18 protein-coding genes and 2 pseudogenes are annotated in these 21,577 nt (G+C 42.2%); 17 read left to right on the forward strand and 3 right to left on the reverse strand.

Going from position 1 to position 21,577, the window contains the following annotated elements; genetic code table 11:
* Window positions 1–209 precede the first annotated feature (209 nt).
* The 4 genes and pseudogenes from H6G97_RS30100 to H6G97_RS30110 all read left to right on the forward strand — a co-directional run.
* A pseudogene (locus H6G97_RS30100) lies at window positions 210–893 on the forward strand (hypothetical protein); the annotation flags it as partial.
* A 105-nt stretch (window positions 894–998) separates the two neighbouring features.
* On the forward strand, window positions 999–1,154 hold the full coding sequence (locus H6G97_RS53040; RefSeq protein WP_242055420.1) for a hypothetical protein: 156 nt from the start codon (window positions 999–1,001) through the stop codon (window positions 1,152–1,154).
* 27 nt (window positions 1,155–1,181) lie between these two features.
* Window positions 1,182–2,045, forward strand: coding sequence for a hypothetical protein (locus tag H6G97_RS30105; protein ID WP_242055423.1), 864 nt, complete (start codon window positions 1,182–1,184; stop codon window positions 2,043–2,045).
* Between the two features lie 179 nt (window positions 2,046–2,224).
* Window positions 2,225–3,121, forward strand: a complete 897-nt coding sequence (locus H6G97_RS30110; RefSeq protein ID WP_190944185.1) for a helix-turn-helix domain-containing protein — start codon at window positions 2,225–2,227, stop codon at window positions 3,119–3,121.
* 43 nt (window positions 3,122–3,164) lie between these two features.
* Here the strand turns inward: H6G97_RS30110 and H6G97_RS30115 are convergent, their stop codons facing one another.
* Together H6G97_RS30115 and H6G97_RS30120 are read right to left on the reverse strand one after the other, a co-directional pair.
* Window positions 3,165–4,151 (reverse strand): aldo/keto reductase, encoded by a 987-nt coding sequence (locus H6G97_RS30115; RefSeq protein WP_190944186.1) that lies wholly within the window; start codon window positions 4,149–4,151, stop codon window positions 3,165–3,167.
* Window positions 4,152–4,492: 341 nt separating this feature from the next.
* Window positions 4,493–5,601: pseudogene (locus tag H6G97_RS30120) on the reverse strand (IS630 family transposase).
* 1,039 nt (window positions 5,602–6,640) lie between these two features.
* On the opposite strand from H6G97_RS30120, the gene H6G97_RS30125 reads away from it, so the two are divergent.
* Together H6G97_RS30125 and H6G97_RS30130 are read left to right on the forward strand one after the other, a co-directional pair.
* A complete protein-coding gene (locus H6G97_RS30125; protein WP_422394229.1) occupies window positions 6,641–7,888 on the forward strand; it encodes an ISL3 family transposase in 1,248 nt (415 codons plus the stop codon).
* A gap of 588 nt (window positions 7,889–8,476) precedes the next feature.
* A complete protein-coding gene (locus H6G97_RS30130; RefSeq protein WP_190944187.1) occupies window positions 8,477–9,307 on the forward strand; it encodes a DUF3102 domain-containing protein in 831 nt (276 codons plus the stop codon).
* Between the two features lie 119 nt (window positions 9,308–9,426).
* Here H6G97_RS30130 and H6G97_RS30135 read toward each other — a convergent pair whose 3' ends face one another.
* Window positions 9,427–9,654: a hypothetical protein gene (locus H6G97_RS30135; protein WP_199349752.1), complete on the reverse strand. Its 228-nt coding sequence runs from the start codon at window positions 9,652–9,654 to the stop codon at window positions 9,427–9,429.
* Window positions 9,655–10,910: 1,256 nt separating this feature from the next.
* Here H6G97_RS30135 and H6G97_RS30140 point away from each other — a divergent pair.
* The 11 genes from H6G97_RS30140 (at window position 10,911) to H6G97_RS30190 (ending at window position 21,396) form a co-directional block, all read left to right on the forward strand.
* Window positions 10,911–12,044, forward strand: a complete 1,134-nt coding sequence (locus tag H6G97_RS30140) for a cupin-like domain-containing protein (RefSeq protein WP_190944188.1) — start codon at window positions 10,911–10,913, stop codon at window positions 12,042–12,044.
* A gap of 60 nt (window positions 12,045–12,104) precedes the next feature.
* A complete protein-coding gene (locus H6G97_RS30145; RefSeq protein WP_190944189.1) occupies window positions 12,105–12,536 on the forward strand; it encodes an MAPEG family protein in 432 nt (143 codons plus the stop codon).
* A 42-nt stretch (window positions 12,537–12,578) separates the two neighbouring features.
* A complete protein-coding gene (locus tag H6G97_RS30150; RefSeq protein ID WP_190944190.1) occupies window positions 12,579–13,280 on the forward strand; it encodes a hypothetical protein in 702 nt (233 codons plus the stop codon).
* A 159-nt stretch (window positions 13,281–13,439) separates the two neighbouring features.
* Window positions 13,440–14,279, forward strand: coding sequence for a ThiF family adenylyltransferase (locus H6G97_RS30155; protein WP_190944191.1), 840 nt, complete (start codon window positions 13,440–13,442; stop codon window positions 14,277–14,279).
* Window positions 14,276–15,562, forward strand: coding sequence for a beta-eliminating lyase-related protein (locus H6G97_RS30160; protein ID WP_190944192.1), 1,287 nt, complete (start codon window positions 14,276–14,278; stop codon window positions 15,560–15,562). The genes H6G97_RS30155 and H6G97_RS30160 overlap by 4 nt, the downstream gene beginning before the upstream one ends.
* A 47-nt stretch (window positions 15,563–15,609) precedes the next feature.
* The gene (locus H6G97_RS30165) at window positions 15,610–16,302 is read left to right on the forward strand and encodes a glutathione binding-like protein (protein ID WP_190944193.1); all 693 of its coding nucleotides are present in this window, start codon (window positions 15,610–15,612) and stop codon (window positions 16,300–16,302) included.
* A gap of 117 nt (window positions 16,303–16,419) precedes the next feature.
* Entirely contained in the window at window positions 16,420–17,187 is a 768-nt protein-coding gene (locus tag H6G97_RS30170; RefSeq protein WP_190944194.1) for a hypothetical protein, read from the forward strand.
* 160 nt (window positions 17,188–17,347) lie between these two features.
* The gene (locus tag H6G97_RS30175) at window positions 17,348–18,433 is read left to right on the forward strand and encodes an adenine nucleotide alpha hydrolase family protein (RefSeq protein ID WP_190944195.1); all 1,086 of its coding nucleotides are present in this window, start codon (window positions 17,348–17,350) and stop codon (window positions 18,431–18,433) included.
* A gap of 15 nt (window positions 18,434–18,448) precedes the next feature.
* On the forward strand, window positions 18,449–19,231 hold the full coding sequence (locus H6G97_RS30180) for a hypothetical protein (RefSeq protein WP_190944196.1): 783 nt from the start codon (window positions 18,449–18,451) through the stop codon (window positions 19,229–19,231).
* 485 nt (window positions 19,232–19,716) lie between these two features.
* On the forward strand, window positions 19,717–20,499 hold the full coding sequence (locus tag H6G97_RS30185; RefSeq protein WP_190944197.1) for a hypothetical protein: 783 nt from the start codon (window positions 19,717–19,719) through the stop codon (window positions 20,497–20,499).
* Window positions 20,500–20,565: 66 nt separating this feature from the next.
* Complete coding sequence (locus H6G97_RS30190) at window positions 20,566–21,396, forward strand: dienelactone hydrolase family protein (protein ID WP_190944198.1); 831 nt, start codon at window positions 20,566–20,568, stop codon at window positions 21,394–21,396.
* Window positions 21,397–21,577 lie beyond the last annotated feature (181 nt).

Here is a 21,577-nt window from a genome sequence, read left to right on the forward strand (position 1 = left end):
ACCGCTTGCGTTCTTCTTCGCTTTTAGTATTAGCGATCGCGTCTTCAATTACCGTTGCTGGAATAGCCATTTCGATTGCTCTAAGCAAGTCAGTATTTTGTATCTCAGGAGACACCAATGAAAAATCCCTCAGATGCACGACACTTAATTTTCATTCTTCGGAACAATGCCTAATTTACATGACTTTGAGCCTTAACTGAACCGTATTGCAGCTTAGGCAGCGTATTCAGGATTTGGAAAACGCGGTTGAACAGCGCCCTTCTCAACAGTGGGGAAATACTATGACCCAGCAAGCGACTAAAGCGTTGAACAAGCAGGTAAAGCAAGCACTGGAGAAGACAATTGATCTGCGATCGCTAGCAGTTGAACCACCCAAGGAAAATGCCCAAGAATGCTTACGACTCATGGGTATGGCGTTGAAGAATCTCGCCAGCGCTATGAACAACACCCAAGCGCTCGAAGCTGCGGCCATAATTCTGGGCAGTAGTCCAACTCCTGAAGCGATCGCATATCGAGCCGAACAACTGGAAATGTTGCCCCAGGCGGTTAGTGATATTAGACGGGTACTGTCAAAATCTGGGTGTAACTGGCAGGACTATTGGGATGTTGCCCAAGAGTATGAGGTAATCAAACAGGACTACTGGGCGGAATTAACCAGTGAGGAGACAAATTTAATTACTGCTCTCCAAAAAGCATCTTCTCAACCAGACACCATAGGCATCGGTTCTATAGTTGCTCACGCTGACCCTTACCGCACCTTGTACGTGGAGAGGGGTGAAGTAGTAGAGGATTTAGGCGAAGAGTTAATAGTAGCCTGGGACTGCTGGAAGGAGCAATCAAAAAAGACTGATAGGTACTTCCGAGACGAGTTGCGATTCTGGCAACCTGAATAGGCTTTCAGTGTATCGATAACTTTTTAGACAACCAAATACAAGTACCAAACCCTGCAATCGCTGTAGGGGAAATTCGGTGCGTCAATAAAAACAGGAGATTGTAGAATGACTGCAACTATTACAAGACCCAAGCTCAAAAAGTCTGCTGCTACTAAAGCACAGTCACCATATAAAAGGCTTCATGTGATTATTCCGATTCAAGATATGCTGTGGGCATCGCAACAAAAGCCTTCAGTCAATCAGCTATGGCAGGAGTGTTGAACGGCTGACCCCTACGGTTCTCGGTGGATGCCTTTGTCTACTGCTTTGGGGTACAGTACTTTTATCTCTGCGAAGAAAATTCTTTCCGAAAGCGGGTTGTTCATTTTCAAGCCTGACAAGTCAATTCAGGACGGGCGGGAGACAGTGAAGTGGATGGTGCAAAATTTGCATGGTAGCCGGATGAAAGAATTTTGGGAGAAAGCTAATTCTGAAAATCAGCAACCAGATTCTCTAAAACAAAAACCCTCTGCTGAAAAACGAGAATCAAATGCTGAGATTTCAGATAAAGATGCTGGCTCCGAAGAAATGGGTGCTTTAAATCAAGCATCTATTTTAAGTCAAAGTCAATCAGAGCAAGAATTTCAGGAAATGTCACGAACTGCTCAAGAACACCTCACGAACTCTACAAAAGAGTTCGTGAGGTGTGTCTCTGACACGCAAAGCGAGAATTTGCGTGAGGAGGAGACGGCTCATGCGCCCTTGAGGGGCGCGTCGCCTTCACGTATCGAAAGTGCGTCAGAACTTGAAGAATTGCCTACGGCAATAGACTGTACATTGCTGACGCTTGTGGATGATGCACAGAGTAATCTTGCTTCGTTATTGGCTGAAAACCAGGATTATGGTGTTGAATCGAGGGATTGTCATGAAGGCACTTGTTCCGCCGCGCTCGTCGCACAAAATGAATTTTCTTCAGGTTCAGCGATCGCACATCAAAAAATAGAACCGAGTCGTCCCTCTGCTCCGTTGTTGGCTGAAAACCAAGATTGTGGTGTTGAGGCGAGGGACTGTCATGAGAGTATTTGTTCCGCCGCGCCCGTGTCATTAAATCAAAGTGAGATATTTGAATGGTTGGATAGAGCAAACCTTGGAGAATGCCCCCCTTGTGGGTAATTCAATATTTGCTAGACAGCAAGTATTATGCCAGTATGAGGGCAATAATAAGCAAGTTTGAGAAGCAGTGGAATCTATCTGTAGTCAATTATCAGGTGCAAAAATCTAGTTAGGCGTTGTTTACCACTGAAGACATCGCCGTTATATAAGCTGCAAATAATTAGGTGAAGACAAACCCTATGGCAAGCAACCTTCTTAGCCCACTTGAACTCAGGCAACGATCAACTAAAACTCTGATGCTGTCCAGTCGGCAACTGAACTGGAATGGCATCTTGGTTGAACAGTGTCAATATTCTGCATCTCCCGATGAAGCTAAAAGTCCTGCCCTATCCGATCATCGGCTCATCTTACCCCTGGGTTCCCCCGGCCCTTTGATCCAGAAACGCGACAATCGCTTGCATGAATCCATCCTGCAGAAGGGAGACACCATCTTTGTTCCTGCTGGACATTCAGGTTCCTGGCGATGCCCCACAAGGGAGATCAACCGTCCCAAAAAGCAGCAGTTGCACATTTGGTTAAAACCGGAGTTGATTAAACAAGCTGCCGAAGCATCCGAAATTGATATCGACCGACTCGACCTCGTGAACTGTTTCGGTAGGCAAGATTCACAGCTTCATCATATTGCAATGCTGCTGTTAGCTGAGTTGCAATCCAATAGCATCATGGGGCAATTATATGTCGAATCGTTAACTCAAGTTTTAGTCATTCATCTGCTGCGACACTATTCTACCTTCACGCAGCCCATCACTTTTGAGAACAGAAGCTTAACTCATACTCGGTTACAGCAAGCGATCGAGTATATTCACACCCACCTTGACCAAGAGTTATCACTGGCTGAGATTGCCGGAGTTGTTAATATCAGCCCGACTTACTTTGCCAACTTGTTCAAACGCGCTACAGGAATTTCGCCGCACCAGTACGTGGTTCGACAGCGAGTGGAACAGGCAAAATTGCTGCTGTTGAAAACGGATTTAGCGATCGCAGATATTGCCTTACAAATGGGCTTTTCTAACCAAAGCCACTTGACACGACACTTTAAACGCCTGCTCGGAGTGACACCCAAGCAGGTGCGCTAAAACCATAAGAATGTGACCAATCTAGATTGATAATGGGCTGATTTTAATGATTCACAGCGCTCATATGTTGAGGGGCATAGCGTTCGCCCACGACAATTCCTTTCGGTGCTACAGCTTCGATAAGTTGTAGCTCTTCTGATGTCAGGATAATATCCACTGCTGCAATATTCTCTTCTAGATACTGACGGCGCTTCGTTCCTGGAATTGGCACCATATCTTTTCCCTGTGCCAAAAGCCAAGCAAGGGCAAGTTGGCTAAGAGTCACGCCTTTTTCCAGTGCGATCGCCCGTAGCTGCTCAACCACCAGCAAATTTCTGTAGAAATTCTCGCCTTGAAATCGAGGTGAGTGACTACGGAAATCGTCTGGATCTAAGTCTTCAGGTTTAGTAATCGTACCAGAAAGGAAACCTCGGTCCAATGGACTGTAAGCAACAAAGCCAATGCCTAATTCTTGCACTGTAGCTAAAATTTCATCCTCTGGATCGCGACTCCATAGCGAATATTCCGTCTGCAATGCAGTGATCGGATGAACAGTCTGTGCCCGCCGAATCGTGGCTGGAGCTGCTTCTGACATACCCAAGTAGCGGACTTTGCCTTGCTGTACTAATTCTGCCATTGCGCCGATCGTCTCTTCAATCGGTACTGTTGGGTCAACGCGATGCTGATAATACAGATCGATCGTATCAATGCCTAAGCGCTGTAAGGAAGCATCACAGGCAGAATGTACATACTCAGGTTTGCCACTGATGCCGAGAAATTGCCCATCGGGTGTGCGAACATTGCCAAACTTAGTTGCCACAATCACTCGATCGCGCCGATCGCGAATCGCCTGCCCAACTAACTGCTCGTTGATGAATGGACCGTACATATCTGAGGTATCAAGAAAATTGATGCCTAGATCAATAGCAAGATGAATGGTTGCGATCGATTCTTCATCATTGGGACTCCCATAGAATTCAGACATGCCCATGCAGCCTAATCCTAATTCGGAAACCACGAGTCCTTGACTGCCTAGTTTTCGCATTTTCATAATTTTTACTCCTGAGAGCAGCGTTGTTGCACGAAAAGAGGGTTTAAGTACCACCAAAAACCGGGTATCACCATGAGCTACAAGGCCCGCAACTGGTCACAGTATAACGCTGGATTGAAACAAAGGGTGAAAGTAACACCAAAGTGAGTGCGCTAAAACCATAAGAATGTGACAAATCATTGTAAGAATCTACAAGAAGTTGAGCGTTGGAATTCATTACACTTAAGTGAAATAAGACAAGCGTGACTGAGCAGTAAAACTGACAGTAGCTTAGAGAATTTACATCCTAAGCGCTTTAAAACCCTAGTCAATTGAGGTGATTTATGTAAAGTATAGGAATCCTATTTGATTTTTGAATAAGCTCCGTACATCTGTAGAGTGTCAAAATCAAAGGTAGTGTGTCGAATAAACCACTCAAATATCCACTTTAAATGGGAGAAGGTTGGAATTAAAGCACAAAAACGCCGAACCCATGTTTTGGCTTGTAACCAAATATCCTCTATCGGATTTTGTACTGGGCAATTAGGGGCGAAACGGACACAGTGTATTTTCCATTGCTCAGTTGGTAGGCTTTGATTAACAGAGTCCAAGAAACCTCTAATTTTCTTGGAGCGGTGGTAGCTAGCCCCATCCCAAAAAATTAGTAATCGTTGACCGGGAGACTCAGCTAGCAAGTATTCTAGGTAGTCGATAGTATTTTTTGAGTTTCCCGCTTCAATTGCTTTGAGAACTAATTCTCCAAGGAGATAGTCAACTGCCCCATAGTATGTTTGCTTATCTCGCTCGTTCACAACTGGGACTGCTATTTCTTGGTCACTTTTTCCCCATACGTAACCACTTAAATCTCCCCACATTAAATGACACTCATCAATTAACAGTACTCTCAACTTTCCTGTTTCGATTTCCTCTCGGTGATGTGCCAGCAATGTTTCAATCTCTTTTTTTCTGCAACAGCATCTGGATTGGCTTTGGGGTTCAATTTTGTGGTTTTCTTCCAACTGATTCCTGCTTCCTCAAACAGGTCATAGTAGCTTTGTTTTGACTCATAAACCACGTCGTACTCAAAAGCTAGTTTATATTCCAGTTCGCCAAGCTCCCAAATATCTTTGGTTTGTAGCCAAGTCAAAATTTCTTCTCGTTGTGCGCTCAAAAGGTAGCTCTTTCTTCCCTGATAGGAAAGCCGCAGTCCGTCAATTCTATTTTCCTCGTAGGCTCGCTTCCAACCAGTTATTGACCCTCGTGATACGTCTAGAATTGTTTCGATTTCATCATACAAATATCCTTGATAAACCAGCTTGACTGCCAACGCTTTCCTGACCTCACGCGCGTCTGGACGCATAGCTATAAAATCTTGTAGTTCGGCGATCGCCCTTTGAGCGTCTTTCTCTAGTATCTCTTGCCGTGATACTACCTCTGAGAGTGTGATAGTTTGCAGACGCTGGCTTGTCATTGTCTCCTCTTACACCTGTCTTATCGGCCGTATTATCTCCTAGTCTTGTTCAAAAATCAAATAGGAGTCCTATATAGGGAGATTAGTAGCGACGAGTCAATAGCTTTATCTATAGAAGCCAAAGTAATAGCTACGCGACTAGAAGAAATTGTTGACCAGCCTTTAGTACCAAAAAGTAAGTCAGACTTTAAGACTAATGAGGAAAAACAACAACGCTTAACTAATCTAGCAGAAGACACACGACGTAGGCTAAAACGGAGTGCTACAGACATTTATTGCATTGGCCGAAATATAGTTAGTAAGCTAGTAAGAAGCTGAAAACATTGAAATTAGTGTATCAAACCTGTGAGTAAATATAGGGCAAACGCATCTAAATTACTCTTGATCACAACGAAGGTTAAGAACAACGAAAAAATCTTTCCTTTCGTGTTTGATTATTTTTCATGCCCTAAAGCGATGCCTGCGGCGGACTTTGCTTACGCCTATAATTTTCGCAACAAGCAAGATTTAATGACATCATTTTAAATTTTATTGTCAATAGAGTTTGCTTATTGATATGATGCGGGCACTCTGCGAATGAATGCTCTTTTTCTTTTACCACAAACAAGATTGAGGATATTCGCTAGTTATGCACTTTTCTGTAATCAGGCGTTCACATTTGTGCATTCTCCAAGTGTGAAAACTGCACGTAAATAAGCAGAAAAAGTCGATGTGTGGCATGAATATATTAGATATTGTGTAACTCATCGGTAACAGTAAAACTACTGACCGCTAATTAGTTTCTTGCTTTTTAGGCTAAATATTTATAAAATTTTGTTTTTTTGCAATGGTGAACTCATCGGCAAAAAAGTGTCTACACTCTCCAAAACTATTATTTTTGTTGGTTCTTCAGTACTTGTTATGCCAAAGTGTTAGAAATGCATTGTAATAGTATGTTGAAAGCTATATAAAATTATGCCTGGGAGTGTTATTAGCATTGACATCTAAGACATTTTTGTTGTTTGCTATAAATATAACAATAAGTTTTTTATTTACAGTCGTGGTGAACAACAAAGATATTAAAATTCTAACAGAACTTCTTGGTTTAGAGGATGTAAAAGTCATATCACATTGTCTTCATAGTGGGATTGGAATGATTTTACAAACTGAATCCAAAACATCACCTAGTATTTGCCCTAATTGTGGTACAAAAAGCCACAGATTGCATCAAAATCATCGACACATTATTAAAGACTTACCCTTTGGAGAAAAACCAGTATTTTTAGAAATTAATAGGCGGCAATTCAAATGTGAGAAATGTCAAAGACCCTTCAGCGAAAACCTAGATTTTGTCAAAAAAAAAAGGACTTATACAAAAAGGCTTGCACACAAAATAATACAAGAAGTTCTAGAAAATGACATTCACAGTATCGCCTCAAAAGGAATAGTGACAACAGAAGAGATCGAACGTATGTTAAAAGACGCATCGGAAGAATTATCAGATTCAAAACCTTTAAACTTAAAAAGACTTGGGATTGACGAGATAGCTTTGGTTAAAGGAAAGGGGAATTACTGTGCAGTACTAGTAGATATAGATACATCTAAACTTATTGCGATTTTAGGCGATCGCACACAAACAATAATCAGAGAAACCCTTTTAGAATGGGGAGTTGAGGTTTTAGAGCGAATAGAAGAAGTAAGTATAGATTTGTGGCGTGGGTATAAAAACTTAGTTACAGAATTAATGCCAAATGCTCAAGTAGTAGCAGATAGATTTCATGTAATGACACAAATAAATAAAGAATTAGACACCCAAAGAAAAAGAGAAAGACGAAATGTAGAAGAGTTAATCAAAAAATCAAAATTAGCAGATGATAAAGCGGAATATGAACTAATATTGGAAGGGTTAAAGAATAGTATATACCCCCTACTCAAAAATGAAGATAACTTAAATAATGAGCAATTGAATAAACTTATCCAAGTGAAAAATGTATCTCCTATTCTGAAAGTAATGCATGAACTAAAGGAAAAGATTAGAAAAATTTTTAATAAGACTAATGATTGGTATACCGGAGTCTTTAAACTAGGTATGTGGTTATCGAGAGCTAAAAAATATTTCCCAAATAGTAACAATACTATTATCCGTTGGTTTGATGAAATTATTGCTTATTTTGACAATGGTACAACTAGTGGTAAAGTCGAAGGAATTAATAACAAACTTAAACTGATTAAACGTTCTGGATATGGATTTAGAAACTTTGAAAATTTCAGAGTTAGATGTTTATTAAATTGGCATTTAAATTATTAGTTTGGCATAACAAGTACTGAAGAACCTTTTTGTTTGGTCAAAGTCATCTTGTAGACCTAATTGCAGTCCCCTGTTCTGTCGAAAGCAAAGAGATGATTATATAGGAATCCGATTTCATTTTTGAAAGTATACTGAGACTAAAATTTGGCCAATAAAGCTTTGATTTGACAAAATTTTCATTAATCAAACCGGAGTCCTACATAAATTTCAATGTGAGTTCAAGCCGCATATACAAGGTTTTGCAAAGGAGGTGCTTAACTTCACGAGGTTTGAGAGAACAAATGAGAGTTTTACGCCCATTAAGATGGGTTTTTAGCTTATCGTATTTTCGATTTTCCAACGCTGATGAACTCTGTAGTTAACAACACAAACACTACTGGTTGATTCACTTAATTATTTATCTCGCCCATCTCTGCTTTCTCAATATTAGACCTGAATCCTTACAAACACTAAAAATCGCTTTTTTATACTTTTGTAAAGATTTTTTAGGAATATGCGTAAAGTTACAGCTTGATATTGATTAACTTATATAAGTTTCTTTAAGAATGAATTGACAAGCCTAAAACACTATCGAACAAAGCAATTCTGATGAAAACACAAATATTGGAAAAACTGTACTGTATGGAAATAATTAACGACAGATCAGCAGCTTTCCCTATGGAAGCCAGTTTTATACCTACTGAATCAGAAGAAATAGTTGAGCAGCCTTTAGCATCTATATGCAAACCAGATTTCAAGACTATAGAAGAGAAACAACAACGCTTAACTACTTTAGCAGAAGACACACGACGTAGGTTAAAACGAAGTGCTATGGACATTTATTGTATTGGTTTAAATTTGCTAGAAGCTCAAAGCATTATAGAGCATGGCAAGTTTTTGTCTTGGTTGCGTCAAGAGTTCGGAATGGGTAAAACTTCAGCTTATGAATTCATTAACGTTGCTAAGGCATTTGAGTCAAAATTTCCGGTAATCGGAAATTTGATTAACAATATCACTCCGACCGCTCTCTGTAAGTTGGCAGCCCCTACCACCCCCCAAGCAGCTAGAGATGAGGTAATAAATCTTGTAAGGACAGGTGAAGTAATTGATCCAAATATTGCTAAAAATATCATCAACAAACATAAAACTTCTAAAGCAGTGATAAAACAGCAACGCAAAACTTATTCAAGCAGTCAGCAGAGTGATACAAATCAAGTAGAAGCATTAAACTTAACCAGCATTGAAGTTGGTAAAATTGAAAACATAGCTAGTAATTTTATACCAGTTTCTTCCATACATCAACAGGATGAATTACAAAAATTGGTAGTGGAACGTGATACTTATAAAGCGCAATTAGAAGTACTACAAATAGCGAATGAGCAACTTCAGTTAGAGGTTGTAAATCTTCGCTCAGAATTAAATTTATTCAAAAATAGTTAAAGTTCGCTTTTACGAGCTAATAACAAATAAAAAAACAGAATATTAACTCTAATTTATTACTCTCGAAAAACAATAATCAATAATCGAATGGCACTAAGAAAAGCCGAAACACTTGTGGGTTAAGCAGTTTGCAATTGGTTTCGTAATTCGTGCCGAGGTTTTGTCATTAAAGGGTAAGCTTTCGGGCGACGTTTACGAACTCGTGGTTCACTTCTACCGGGGCGATCGCTGACAGGCTTGTGGGCAATAACTTTTAGTAAAGTACGATAAATTCGCTGACGTTTTGTTGAAGTTGCGGCTAACAGTTCGGGAATAAAGTTAATTAAATGGTGGCGAGTACCTTGCATCGCTTTTTATATTTGATTTTTAGCTCAAATATTGTTTCTTTAATCACCGATTCCGGTAATAGTTCTTTGAAAGGTAAACCTAAACTTTGGTTAAATTTATCCTTGAGGATTTGTACTCTTAGTATCACAGTAGTGTTTATGATGTTGGCTTATTCGCCTCACAAAAGTATTTCATGGACGAGTAAGCTTTTTCTACCTCCAAAAATTTTTTAGGCAACTGTGCATCATCTCTTCATCAGCGGTAAGCGTTAGCCATGCCGTCAGGCTTATCGCAGCTACTTGTGCCATTAATTACTGCGCTCTCTGGCATTAAAAGCTGTAACCCTTATTCTGCATACCTTAGAGCTTTTCTTAGTGCCATTCAATCAATAATCGAAGTAAGATTATAAAATTTTGGTTTAATCAAGCGTTGAGCCTTTATTTTTTAACAGTAACTGAAGTTTATAGTCAAAACCTGGAAATCAAAGCTTTAAAACGCTTTCAACGATTGAGTTATCTCAAGGTAACAAAAGCGTCCGAGGAAAACAATCGTATTTCCAATGGATGTAAATAGATATTTCTATTTCTTAAAAGAAGGCTAGCCTGCACATTGCGTTTTGTACAAGATAATAATATTGCTTTTACATATTATTTTTTTCACAATTGTTTTATAAACTTAAAAAGTACAAAGTGAAACGATTAAAAAGCCATTTAAAATTTGTTTTATATATTAGGTTTTAAAACATGAGCGAACAAAGTTATGAACACAAAATGCTAGTCGAATTAACCCAGTTACAACATGATGTTGCTGAGTTAGAACTACTTAACAAATACGGTAAATCTATAGAGACATCGTAGTTATATACTTTTGCTATTTAACTAGTTCATAACTGTTTATTGACATTATTATGTTATGTTAACAATATGTTAGTTATGCCAACAAAATAGTATTTAATAGTATTTAGTTGGCATTTGTTGTTAACAGCACTACCTTTACTGATTTATAAAACCTAGCCTTGAGAATTAAACGCTGAAACCCTTGAACTGAAAAATTATTAGACTTTAAATGCGTTTGGTTTGATATAAGCTTCTCACAGGTGCGTTTTTCGCTTACGTAATGCATTAAAGGAACACATTGAAATTGAAAAGATCAAAGTCTTACTAGGTAAGAGTTATCAAATGTGTTTTTAAAACTTTGATGATCTTGAAGAGGAGAATAATGTTTGCATCTTCACTTGTGACAATTGTCTTGATGTAAGTAACAAATTGGAGGACTTATGGTGATTAGTATTGCACAACACGCAACAAGATTTCCGACCGTCGATATTAGTTCGTCGCCAAAGATTGACAGTTTAACGCGGCTAAAATATTGGTCGCATTTTCTTTACCGTTACTACTTTGTGGGCCGCGCGCAACATGGGCCTTATGGACCACCTTGGTGTGCTGATAAAACGCGGAGAATTGAAGATAGCATCAAGTCCCAGTCTATGCCTTATGGAGACGCGCCGACGCTGCCTGTTCCTGAGATGACGATTGATGATATCTCTGCGGAAGAATTTCACGAAGTGTATCTCAAACCTAATACTCCAGTAGTCTTCCGCGGGATGGCAAAACACTGGAAAGCCGTACAGACTTGGACACCTGAGTTTTTTGCTTCAAACTATGGTAATGAATCAGTCTCCACACGTGTTCGCGCTAACGAACTCAACGAAGAGGCCTACCGTTATGTAGACATACCATTGTCCGAGGTAGTGGAGAATATCAAAAGCGGTGGAACATATTATCCTGGGCACACTGAGGATTTGTTCAACAGAAATCCGTCGCTTCGCAATGCTCTCGATCTCGAAACGCTTGGGAAATATTTGAGTACTCGAGATAAGCGGATCATGTCAACTCAGCTGTTTCTGTCCGGAGGAGGGGTGCGCTCTGGGTGGCACGCCACAGGAGGTCCAAACCTTTTTACGATGGTATATGGGCGCAAGGAATGGACGTTGGTTCATCCCCACCATTCGATGTGGATGCATCCGATCACGCGCAAAGATATGTTTTATACCGCTACCATGCTTGATTGGAAAAAAAGCAATGATGAAATTGAGGCAGATGGCTATCATTTGTATCGTCATATACCAAAATTCACTGTTACACTGGAACCCGGCGATGTGCTTTTTTCTCCTCATTGGTGGTGGCACTGCGTGAATACCCCTGAGCCATCCATTGGGATTGCCTCCCGAGCTATCAACAAGCTAGTCATGGGCCATGATTTGTTCTCACTCATGTGGATCACCTCAAGTCGATTCCGCAAAACTGTTTTAACGTGCTTCAAAGATGGATGGGGTTCCGACGCAGCTTCTGGGGCAAAACTTGCCTTCGAGTTTGATCAGGCAGAATTTATTAGAAGGATATCTGTCTAGAACTGCATTCAAAGTAGTGTGGGCACTACCAGATAACAGTTGATCTCTATCTATGGAACTATGGCAACCGCTATTCATTGGTATTCGTTGTGTGCTGTAACGCTGTTTTTGAAAATGTTTGCGCTTTCAGCTTATCAGGGGTTTCATCGCCTTAGCAGACGGACGTTTGTGAACCCTGAGGACGCTGAAGTATTTAATAAGCCGCCCGCATCGGCGGAACTGCCACAAGTCCAACGTGCGGCCAAAGCTTGGCTTAATGACTTGGAGAACATTCCAATATTTCTTGGTCTTGGCACAGCGTATGTACTGACCGGAGCATCGCCTGAAGCGGCAACTTGGCTGTTTTCTACTTTTACAATCGCACGAATTCTTCATACGTTGATGTACCTTCTCGGTTTACAGCCCTGGCGAACTATTGCATACGCGGTTGGAATCTTTTGTCTACTAGGGATGAGTTTGAACATCGGTCTAGTCTTATATCGGTTAAGCTAGTCCAGCCCGAACCATGATCTACATGATGTCAGGTGAAAGTATATGAAGATGAAAGAATACGACTTTGTTAGCATGGAATTGCTTGACAAAAAGAAGCAGGTGGATAAACTGGCATATGATAATGCCTATGAGTTTTGGCAGACGGAATGGAGTATAGCTATCAGTGATCTTGGCTTGGAGGGTCTCTCAGTCAATATTTCGGATAAATTCGTTAGTGCAGATGAAATTCTTGTGTTGCGAGAGGGTGGAAATATTGTCGCTCTTGCACTCATCAATCACATAGATCTTAACTTTGCTGCTTACAAGGATATCTCATATTTGAAGACGCTGCCTGATGATGCGATGGCGTTCATCTTCAACAATGGGATCAAGAAGATCATGACCTCAGGTTACAACATAGTGTGCAGGAAGTATCGGCGAGCAATGATCAGAGGGCTCTTTCTTTCTGTGGCTTTACCGGGCGCTGCGATTGCACTGTTCGAGATGCGATCAGAATTTGATTTGTTCATGGGTATGCCCTTGATAGCCTCTGGAAACCAGCGCACACTGGCTCGACTTGGAATGAAGGATATGCCAGGCGGGTCTATCACTATCCACAACGTAAAAGCTCAGTTTATGTACATGACCCGCGATGACGTCCGTTTAGGCAAGCACTTCGGCAAGTACGATGAAAGCATTAGGTCTTTGTTCCCTTATGAAAGTATGGCGCATAGAACAAATACCAGAATGTACGCAAGTCTTTAATGCATGTGGCAAAAGTTTTTGACCACCCTCTAGAAACGAGGGGAAATAGACCGAGGGGTATAGAGGGTGGTCAGTTATTTGTGCCACCTTTTACTAGAAGTATAAACGTGTAGATTTAGCGAATCGTAATGAATAGAATCACATACTTGGCGAATGGCAATGACTCTATCTATTAGTCCAGAAGACCATTTTCTGAATCGAAGTATACCTTTGCTTACTAGTGCAGGTACTGAGCAATTGGCCTCGCGAAAACTTGTTGTTGCGGGATGTGGTGGTGTCGGAGGCGGGATGGCATTGACTATGTGTCGCATGGGGGTCGGCGCTTTCCATTTGGCCGATCCTGCCGATTTCGATCCACCAGATATGAATCGGCAGTGGGGTGCAACTGGTTTGACCATGGGGAAAAATAAGGCGGAGGTTTATCGGGACTTAATTTTAGATATTAACCCTGATGCTCAAGTCCAAGTGTTTACCCAAGGTATTACCAATGATAATCAGTACGAATTTCTCAAAGGTGCGGATATCCTTGTGGACTGTTTGGATGCGGGGGTGCCCTATGAACTTCGGGAAACTATGCATCAGAAGGCACGTGAGCTAGGAGTATTTAGTGTAGTTGCCCCGATTTTGGGATTTGGTTGTTTTGCTCTATGTTCTTCACCACAGGGTATGAGCATGGAATTTTGGACGCGTACTTTTCGTAACGCAAAGGAATCCACAGCACTTCCTGACATTTTCAAAGAATGGTTCATGCCTGAGCAAATCGATATTATCGGGCGAAGCCTAAAAATAGGCAAGGTTCCAACGCTCGCAGTGGGCCCACTTATAGCTAGTTCGCTGTTGGCTACCGAGTGTATCGCGCACCTTCTTGACGGGATTATACCTGGCTCAAGAAAACCGATTGTGTTGCCTAAAGGAATGTTCTTCGATTTGTTTCGTATGAACTATCAGATCGTTGATGTTAGTGAAATTCGGGCACAGTTTGAAGGAGATGAGCCATGAAATTGGCAGAGGCGCCCTCCAGCAGGATGCAAGTTTTGGAACTGGCCGGACATAATTTGGACGTTGTTCCGAGCGAGTATATTACGCTGGATCTTCAGAGCGATAGCCTTATTCACAAGTCGTTCCCCTCGGTAGGTTGTGAGTCTGGATTGCGCCAAGACCAATCACATGGCAACATCAGTGTTGAGAAACTTTTTAGCCGATATTTTGGTTTCCCCCATGTTATCGCTGTTTCTCAAGGTAGATTGGCAGAGGCAATTTTTAGCCGTACCATGCTCCGAAATGGCCACTATATTCCTGGTAGTTCCCTCTTTTCCACCACTAGAGTTCATCAAGAACAAAACGGTGGGACACCAGTGGAAGTGATGAGCGCTGAGTCTTTGGACATAGCTAGCCTGTATCCATTTAAGGGGAACATTAATATTGCGACTCTTGAACAGGTAATTCAAACTCACCATCCCCGTTGGATTCCATACATTTGTATCGAGCCTTGCAACAACGCTGTCGGTGGGCATCCTATATCGCTAGAGAATATGCGAGCCGTTGCCGATTTAGCTCGTCATTACCGGATTCCCGTATATTTAGATGCCTGTCGGATCATCGATAATGCATTGATGATTCAGGAGCGAGAAAAACAGTATCGAAATACACCAGTAGATGAGATTATTCGTGAATTCTGCTCATATGCAGATGGTTGTACGATGAGTGCAACTAAAGATTTTCCAACCTCAATAGGCGGATTCTTTGCTACCCGAGATCCAGAACTCTTTTATCGCTGCATAGATCAAATTGCGCTTTTAGGCAGTGGCTTAAGTCATGATGCCAAGGAGAATATCGCTTGCGCTATGGAGAATATGGATGACGTTTTCGCTCGGGTTAGAGAACGAATCAATCTTGTCAAGAAACTGCACAATGCCCTTGGAGAGAACTGTCTATTAGCTAAACCAGCGGGGGGACATGCTGTGTTTCTCAATGTCAGTGTACAGAATCTGGGAATTCCGCAGCGCCATAACCCGGAACGAGCTTTCCTTTATCGGCTGTTTAGGGACTATGGCATTCGTGGCTCTGTAAATCCTAGATCCCCAGATCAGATAGCTAAGAATATCAGCTTTGTTCGTTTTGCTTTACCCATTGTTGGATTACGAGGGGAAGTGATCGAAAAAGCTGCTGATGATATTTCAGCGGTTCTTGCGGCTAAGGATAGTATCCAAGGGCTTGAGATTGTCAAGAAATACTCAGGCTTGACGGGATTCACGAGGTCGCACTATCGACCCGTGAGATAAAGTCGGTCGGCAGTGATTAGAAAGAAAATATTGGAGGATGCTCTAAAATGATTGATCTTTATTTCTGGCCGACACCCAATGGTTATAAACCCCTTATCTTTCTCGAAGAAAGTGCGCTTGCATACCAAATTAAACCTGTGAATATTATGCGAGGGGATCAATTTGAACCAAATTTTTTAGCGGTCGCTCTGAATAACCGCATACCTGCGATCGTTGATTACGCCCCTACTGATGCAGATCAACCCTTTGCCTTATTCGAATCCGGTAGTATACTTATCTATCTAGCAGAGAAAACGGGTCAGTTTTTATCCTCAGATTTACGTAATCGCCACCAAACAATTCAATGGCTAATGTGGCAGATGGGCGGCGTTGGTCCGATGATGGGGCAGGCAAATCATTTTATTCAGTACGCTCCAGAAGACATTCCCTATGGCAAAAAACGCTACGGGGACGAAGTGAAACGGTTGTTCGGGGTGATGGAAAAACAATTGAGCGATCAAGACTATCTTACAGGCAATTACTCGATTGCTGATATGGCTTGCTATCCTTGGATCAAATTTTCCGACTTGATCAACATTCAGCTTTCCGATTTTCCGAGAGTTGCAGAGTGGGTAGCCCGGATTACTGAACGTCCAGCTGTAAAACGAGCATACGAAGTGGGTGAACCCATCAAAGGTGAACAACAGATGGATGACGAAGCACGTCGCTTACTATTTGGTGTAAAGCCCCAGAAGACTTGAGAAAGTTTAGCAGGAGTTAATGGAAAGTGATCGCGGTTGTCGGGGCTTTAACAAGATACGGATTGAGTGCTAGCTAATAGATACAGAGTTTGATAGTAACGGTAGGAGAAAGATGCTATGACGACATTAGAAAATACACAGATATATCAAAATGAATACCAGAGAAGATGTGAGCCAGCGCGCAAGGAGTTTGCGTCAAGAAAGGTTGTAAAGGAGATATTCACAGAAGGAGTCGAGCCTAAGCTTCTCAAACTCTTCATGATTCATTGGAGTGCCCTGAGCGCAGGCCTTACCGAACCAATTCCCGCTTATTTAAAGCGCGCAGGTGAGCGCTGTGAAGAGGAAGGGTTGAAGGAGATGGCAGAGTTTTTCTATCAGCACGAAGAAGAAGAAGAAGGTCATGATAACTGGGCAACAGAAGATGTCAAAAAGCTCGTTGACACTTGGAATCTAGAAGAGCCTAAATTTCATATTGATTCAAAAGAGTTGCTTAATCACAAAATGAGCCCTGCTGTCAAACGCTATCACCAGTTACATGAGCGTGTCATTGAGGGCGATTCTCCATGTGCTGAATTAGCAATTGATGTAGAGATCGAATTGATCTCGACGACGTATGGCCCTCTCCTTTTGAAAAGCTGGGTTGAGTCTATGGGGCAAGATTCGTTACCAAGTATTAGCTTTCTCTATGAACACGTGCGTGCTGATGTTGGTCATACCGAAACGAACTTTCAAGTTGTCCACAAGCTTCTTGCTCAACATCCTGAGTATACGGATATTCTTGTGGAAACAGCGGGTGATGCTCTCAATTCATACGCAGACTTTCTTGATGATGCGATGAACTATGCCAAAAAAATGTACGCTCTCGTTTCTAAGGCGAGTGTGTAGGGAGCGTCCCTAATATTCGCACTTGGACTAATAGTTTATGTTACTCCCTTCCTGCCAGCAGAATACCTATTGTATTTCTTTACAAAAGCATAGGTTCAGCCATCTGGCAGTAGGTAATCTTAGACCAGGAAGGGAGTATAAAAGTACAAGGAATTCATATATGACCAAGACATGTAAACGATGCTTGTTGACCACACGAGTCCCAGGAGTAAACTTCGATAACGATGGAGTATGTAACCTGTGCAGAGAGTGGGAGATGCAAACAGAAGATAGACAGAAGCAAGAAAGTAAGCGTGCCGCACAACGACGCGATCTAGAAGAAACATTACGAAATCCCTCGGGACAGAGCGAATACGATTGCATCTTGTCGTTTAGCGGGGGTAAAGATAGCTGCTATTTGTTATATAAACTTGTCAAGGAATACAATCTGCGGGTTCTGGCCTACACAAGCGATTTTGATATTCCACCGAATACCTGGGATAATATCCGCCGTACGGTGGCGCATCTAAATGTCGATCATTACGTGCAGACTCCCTCAAAAGAGCTATATAAGCGATTTATTCGCTATCTTTTGTGCAACCAAAGTAGACGTGGTGCTGTACATACAGTTTGCTATTTTTGGTTAGACATTAGAGAGGGAGACATTCTTAGTTTGGCTATGGAAAAGAACATTCCGCTAATTGTGACAGGGTATTCTCCAGGTCAACCCGACCCAGAGCGTATGCTTTACGAAATGCCTCAAGAACGAATATCGCAGGAAGACTGGATTCCTCACGAATTATTTGAGAAGGGTTTGTTCAACGATTCTGAGCAGTCTTTATTCTGGAATCCGCATCGCTATGGTCACGATGCAAAGTTCCCGCGCATTATCGCACCTTTTCATGTTTGGGACTACAACCAAGAAGAGGTGATGGAACGCGTTGTGGAATTGGGTTTGGCCAAGAATCGTTGGTATGTGAATCCCGTTCTGAGCAACTTTACTTTGAATTGGCTCTTCATATATTCCGACCTCAAAAACCTGGGCTATAACCCTTATAAGCCGGAGTTTTCCCAGTTGATTCGTGAAGGAAAAGCCCGACGCTCAGTCTGGCGAGTACTCTTTTTTCTCATGGATTTTATGGCACAAAACAAAGTCCTCTTGGGTCGGCATATTGAGCGCTCACTACAATGGTTGGACTTGCAACCTGATGAGCTTCGCATACAAGATAACGAAACTGGTTGTGTTGCAAAAATTGATGGATGGTAGTATAAGGAGAACCTGATGACAGCAAAGCTTCTTAGTTTAATGGCAACGATTCCGCTCATTGTAGCTGGTGTAGTGACAGGCACTAGCATTGCCAATGCAGCAACAGTCGGCAGCAGGATTGACTTTTCTGGGTATGCCTTTGGCAGTCTAACTCAGATGGAGTATATTGACTCTTCCCTTTTGCCTCTGGTATCTAGTCCTAATGTAGATGGCAGTTTTCAAGTTCTGGATGCTACTGGCTCTTTTGCGTCGGCCCTTACGGACTCTCGATCAATTGGGACAATCCGCGATTTCAACGCGGCAGGCTTACCGGGAATAATTGCTCAAGCAGGTCCAGTTCTGAACGGCTCGGATAACCCGGATTTTTATGTGCCGAACTTTCTTCGCCTTAATGTTCCTGGCTTGGTCAACTTCACGTTTCAGTTAGAAACTGCCAATCGAACTGTTACCATCGATCCTAACTCTCCCGATCCCTCCGATCCTTTTATTACGAGTATTTCGGCCTCCTTGACAGGTACATTAACTGACCTGATAACTAATGAAGTTCAAGCAGCAGTAGGAACTTTTGTACCCCACTTTCCTCCAGGTATCAACTTAAGTCAATTCACTCCCAACAACTTCTTTGGCCCAGCCAGTTACGATGGCTCACTGCAAGTTGTATCTAAGCCTACACCCCAAGTTGTACCTGAGCCTACAGCCAATGCAGGCTTGGCTCTGTTTGGTGTTTTTGCTGTAGGCTATAAGCTTAACAAGCGCAAGAAGCTATCCTTAGTAAAGCTCTCAAGCTCGAAAAACTAGGACATCTAGCTTCTAACGGGACTTAAACAATCATTCTAACCTCATCGCTTACAGGTAAAGGCTACGGTTTGTTTGTCAATAAGTAATCGTACTTAAAATATTGCCAGAAACCGGGGTAGGAAAGACGATTTTGAGGCAGGCGATCGCGTAATATTTAGATGCATCATTGAAAAAGAGGCAAGGGAGCACGAGGTTGCTCTTGCAGGGGTAAGAGCTCCTTTGTTCCCTGCCTCCTGTTAATTTTGGCGCTGAAAACTCAGTACTGATACCGTTTCACAAAAACCTTGATACAAATATAGACCTGTAGAGACGCGAAATTTCGCGTCTCTACAAGATTCATCTGTATCGCTATTAACGTGAAATGGTATGACATGAGTTTTATATGTCATATTTTATTTAACATTAAGTGAAATTACTAATTGACAAAGGTAACATCATCTAAAGTGTCACGAATGTTCTAACCTATGCTCTCAATGGAGAACCTTATGAAAGCAAAGCTTCTTAGTCCAATGGCAACGATTCCGCTCATTGTAGCTGGTGTAGTGACAGGCACTAGCATTGCCAATGCAGCAACAGTCGGAAGCAGGATTGACTTCTCTGGCTATGTCTTTGCCAGTTCTAATCAGCTTGATTATGTTGAATCTTCCGGTCTTTCTCAGTCTCCTAATCCTAATTTAGATGGCAGTTTCCAAGTTCTGGATGCTAGCAGTTCTTTTGCACCTGCGCTTACGTTCCCTTCACAATTTGGGATAATTCACGATATTCACGAAGGAATCGCATCTGGATTAATTACGCAATCAAGTCCGTTGTTTAATGGCTCGGATAACCCGGATTTGTATGTGCAAAACTTTCTGCGCCTGACGACTCCCGGCTTGGTTGACTTCAGGTTTCAGTTGGAAACAGTTAAGCGAGTTGCTGAAATCGATCCTAACTCCGATCCCTTAGATCCTTCGATCCTCAAAATCTCGTCTAGCCTTACGGGGACACTAACTGATTTGATAACTAATGAAGTTCAAGCCGCAGTAGGAAGTTTTGTTCCTAACCTTCCTCCAGGACTCAAATTAAGTCAATTGACTCCCAACGACTTCCTTGGTCCAGTCCTTTACAATGGCTCACTGCAAGTTGTATCTAAGCCTACACCCCAAGTTGTACCTGAGCCTACAGCCAATGCAGGCTTGACTCTGTTTGGTGTTTTTGCTGTAGGCTATAGGCTTAACAAGCGCAAGAAGCTAACCCAGGCTCGAAAAGTTAGGACATCTAGCTTCTAACGGGACTTAAACGATTTTTAAACCAAAATTAAACCTAAGCTCTTTTTGTAAACAGCAAAAGCGATTATGTCACAGGATTTGTCTGATTTTGACCAGCTTGAACTAACTTTTGAAAATGAGACGCGCAGTGTCTTCCGAAAGGGTAAGGGACCTGCGGTGATTGTCATGCACGAGGTTCCAGGTCTTCACCCAGGTGTTATTCGCCTAGCCAACGCCTTCTGTGACGCTGGCTTGACGGTTTGGCTGCCTTCATTGTTTGGCAAGCCTGGCAAGGAGGTGAATGCCTTTAACATCGCAGCATCTTTGGTTCGCTGCTGTGTTGTGCATGAGTTTACTGTGCTAGCAACTAGCAAAAACAGTCCTGTGACATCTTGGTTACGATGTTTAGCCAGATACGCCCATACTGAATGCGGTGGTCCAGGCGTCGGTGCGATCGGGATGTGCATGACTGGAGGATTTGCCTTAGCCATGATGGTAGAAGAGGCTGTGTTGGCACCTGTGGTTTGCAATCCGTCGCTACCTTTTGCCCTAACACCAGATCGGAAACGGGATCTTGGTATCGATGAGGATACGCTCGCTCAAGCAAAAACAAGGAGTGCAACACAAGGCATCTGTGTGCTGGGTCTGCGATTCACCGCCGACATATTCGTACCAACTGAGCGTTTTCATCGGCTCTACGAGGAGTTCGGACCTAACTTTCAGGCTATCGAAATCGATTCGTCCCACGGCAATTGTTACAAGATTGATCGATTTGCTCATTCGGTATTGGGGGTGCATTATGTCGATGAACCAGATCATCCGACCATAGCGGCCGAGTCTCAGACCGTCGCTTTCATTAGGGATCGTCTAATGCAGGGTGGTCGTGGCTTGGCTCCGAAATCAAGTGGATACGACTGACCTAATTCTATGTAAGTATCACACGGAACTCAAGCGACACGGGACAGCACTGCCTGCGGATTAGCGCATTGGGCGACGTTGTTTTGGCTATTTTTCCGCAAGCATTTGTTCCGTGCGAATGAGGTGTAAATGCTTGCAGGAGATGAAGTTGTAGTGAGTAAATCAGGGAAAAAGACTTATG

The sequence above is a fragment of the Nostoc flagelliforme FACHB-838 genome, assembly GCF_014698065.1.
Taxonomy (GTDB): Bacteria; Cyanobacteriota; Cyanobacteriia; order Cyanobacteriales; family Nostocaceae; genus Nostoc; species Nostoc flagelliforme_B.

Coding starts and splice junctions, on each gene's coding strand:
- H6G97_RS53040 (WP_242055420.1), top strand. CDS start 999: ATGACTGCAACTATTACAAGACCCAAGCTCAAAAAGTCTGCTGCTACT.
- H6G97_RS30105 (WP_242055423.1), top strand. CDS start 1,182: ATGCCTTTGTCTACTGCTTTGGGGTACAGTACTTTTATCTCTGCGAAG.
- H6G97_RS30110 (WP_190944185.1), top strand. CDS start 2,225: ATGGCAAGCAACCTTCTTAGCCCACTTGAACTCAGGCAACGATCAACT.
- H6G97_RS30115 (WP_190944186.1), bottom strand. CDS start 4,151: ATGAAAATGCGAAAACTAGGCAGTCAAGGACTCGTGGTTTCCGAATTA.
- H6G97_RS30130 (WP_190944187.1), top strand. CDS start 8,477: ATGAAAACACAAATATTGGAAAAACTGTACTGTATGGAAATAATTAAC.
- H6G97_RS30135 (WP_199349752.1), bottom strand. CDS start 9,654: ATGCAAGGTACTCGCCACCATTTAATTAACTTTATTCCCGAACTGTTA.
- H6G97_RS30140 (WP_190944188.1), top strand. CDS start 10,911: ATGGTGATTAGTATTGCACAACACGCAACAAGATTTCCGACCGTCGAT.
- H6G97_RS30145 (WP_190944189.1), top strand. CDS start 12,105: ATGGCAACCGCTATTCATTGGTATTCGTTGTGTGCTGTAACGCTGTTT.
- H6G97_RS30150 (WP_190944190.1), top strand. CDS start 12,579: ATGAAGATGAAAGAATACGACTTTGTTAGCATGGAATTGCTTGACAAA.
- H6G97_RS30155 (WP_190944191.1), top strand. CDS start 13,440: ATGACTCTATCTATTAGTCCAGAAGACCATTTTCTGAATCGAAGTATA.
- H6G97_RS30160 (WP_190944192.1), top strand. CDS start 14,276: ATGAAATTGGCAGAGGCGCCCTCCAGCAGGATGCAAGTTTTGGAACTG.
- H6G97_RS30165 (WP_190944193.1), top strand. CDS start 15,610: ATGATTGATCTTTATTTCTGGCCGACACCCAATGGTTATAAACCCCTT.
- H6G97_RS30170 (WP_190944194.1), top strand. CDS start 16,420: ATGACGACATTAGAAAATACACAGATATATCAAAATGAATACCAGAGA.
- H6G97_RS30175 (WP_190944195.1), top strand. CDS start 17,348: ATGACCAAGACATGTAAACGATGCTTGTTGACCACACGAGTCCCAGGA.
- H6G97_RS30180 (WP_190944196.1), top strand. CDS start 18,449: ATGACAGCAAAGCTTCTTAGTTTAATGGCAACGATTCCGCTCATTGTA.
- H6G97_RS30185 (WP_190944197.1), top strand. CDS start 19,717: ATGAAAGCAAAGCTTCTTAGTCCAATGGCAACGATTCCGCTCATTGTA.
- H6G97_RS30190 (WP_190944198.1), top strand. CDS start 20,566: ATGTCACAGGATTTGTCTGATTTTGACCAGCTTGAACTAACTTTTGAA.